This window comes from Bradyrhizobium sp. P2_E8, from assembly GCF_056403875.1.
This window is the reverse complement of sequence record NZ_JBFUES010001419.1, coordinates 1-1,428: the sequence shown is the minus strand read 5'-3', so window position 1 is coordinate 1,428 and position 1,428 is coordinate 1. Positions and strand designations below refer to the sequence as shown.

At 67.9% G+C, this 1,428-nt stretch carries 1 protein-coding gene; it reads right to left on the bottom strand.

Annotated elements, in window-relative coordinates; all coding sequences use genetic code 11:
* The coding region (locus tag AC1D00_RS41020; RefSeq protein WP_477014633.1) for a xanthine dehydrogenase family protein molybdopterin-binding subunit at positions 1-1,428 on the bottom strand (1,428 nt) is incomplete at both ends.

Sequence of the window (1,428 nt, the reverse complement as noted above, 5' to 3'; positions counted from 1 at the left end):
CGGCGGCACCGTGTCGATCATGGTCAGCGCGACACCGTCGCCGATCAGCCATTCCGGCGACAGCTCCGGCTGCGGGCCATCGGCCTGCATCGCGCGCTCGACGAGATCGAGGCACTGGTCGAGCCCGTAGGAGCCATAGAGCACGTCGTGAAATTCGGACGGCGGCGGCGACAGCATGGGGTCGCCAGGCTTGACGATGTTGCGCCGGCGCATGTCGTAGGGGCTGATGCCGAGCTGCCCGGCCAGTTCGTCGATCGCGGACTCGATCGCGATCAACGTCTGCGGCAGGCCATAGCCGCGAAACGCGCCCGATGGCACCGTGTTGGTGTAGACGGCGTAGCCGTCCACTCGCTTGTTTGGGCAATTGTAGACGGCGATGGACTCCGACAGGGAGTGGAACATCACGGGACCGGCGTGATTGCCGTAGGCGCCGGTGTTGGAGAGCACGTCGAGCTGGAGTGCGGTGAGCTTGCCGTCGGCACCGGCACCGGCCTTGATGTGGACCCGCATCGGATGCCGCGTGGAGGTCGCGATGAACTGCTCCTCGCGGGTGAGCTCGAGCTTCACGGGCCGTCCGGTCTTGAGCGCAGCGAGCGCCAGGATGTCCTCGACGAACATCTCCTGCTTGCCGCCGAAGCCGCCGCCGACGCGCTCGCAGAACACGCGGACCTTGTCCATGGGCAGCTGGAAGATGTCGGACAGCGCGCGCCGGGTTAGGAACGGCACCTGCGTCGAAGTGCGGACGTTGAGCACACCGGAAGCGTCGAGCCAGGCGAGGCCGCCATGGGTCTCCAGCGCCGCATGCTGCACGCGATGACTGTGGAAGGTGGCCTCGTAGGTGACGGCGGATGTGGCGAGTGCTGCTGCGACATCGCCGAACTCGCCATGGGTCTCGGCCGCGAGGTTGCGCTGGGCGTCGGCGACCCGGTTCTCGGTGGTCCGGTCGGGATGAATGACCGGCGCGCCGGGCGCCATCGCCTGCTCTGGGTCGATCAGCGCAGGCAGGATCTCGTAAGTGACGGTGAGCCTCCGGCAGGCCTCCTCGGCAGCGCCCTCGCTGTCGGCGACGACGGCGGCGACCTTCTGGCCGATGAAGCGCACGACGTCGTCGAGGATGCGGGTGTCCTCCGGGTCCATCCAGTCCTTCTCGTGCCGGGCGGTCGAGATCAGGACGGGTGGCGCATCCTCATGCGTCAGCACCGCATGCACGCCGGGAACGCCGAGCGCCGCGGACTTGTCGATCGCGGTGATCCTGGCGTGGGCGTGAGGCGAGCGGAGCAGCTTGATGTGCAGCAGGCCGTCAATCTGCGTGTCGAAGGTGTAGCGTGCCTTGCCGCGCACGACATCGGGACCTGCTGGCGCCGGCAGGCTGCGGCCGAAGGCGGCACCGGCCTCGACGCTCTCCTCGACATTGATCTTGCCGAGCAG